Genomic DNA, 536 nt, shown 5'->3' on the forward strand with positions numbered 1-536 from the left:
CGTTATTGGTTAGCATGGCTGAATATGGTGGTCAATTACATGGCCGGCGTATTTGGTTGGCTTGTAGTGGTGGCCGAGACTCGTTGGCATTGGCCGCGCTATGTGTACAGTTATATCGACAGGGTAAATTGCCGTTTTTGCCGCAATTGTTGCATGTCAATCACGGACTGCAAGCAGATAGTAGTTATTGGTCAGAGCATGTCGCTAGCTGGGCACACATTCAGCAGCTACCGTGTCAGGTATTAATGGCAAAAGTAGACGGTCATGATGAGCAAGCAGCGCGACTAGCACGTTATCATGTGATGCGTGCCCATATTAACCAAGACGATGTGCTACTCTTGGGCCATCATGCTGATGATCAAGCTGAGACGGTACTCATGCGCTTGATTCAAGGGGCGGGGGTGAATGGCTTGTCAGGTATGCAGGCGTGGCGAGAGCAGTCACAAAGCGCACAACGCAACATACTGTGGCGGCCTTGGTTATCGGTACGCCGCTCTATCATTAGTCACTATGCTCAGCAGTTAGAGCTGCCGTAT

General features: G+C 50.6%; 1 protein-coding gene. It reads left to right on the forward strand.

Going from position 1 to position 536, the window contains the following annotated elements; all coding sequences use genetic code 11:
- On the forward strand, nt 1-536 hold a 536-nt coding region (gene tilS / locus ACS8FD_RS24025; RefSeq protein ID WP_439277694.1), incomplete at both ends, for a tRNA lysidine(34) synthetase TilS.

The sequence above is a fragment of the Psychrobacter sp. 1U2 genome, assembly GCF_051847575.1.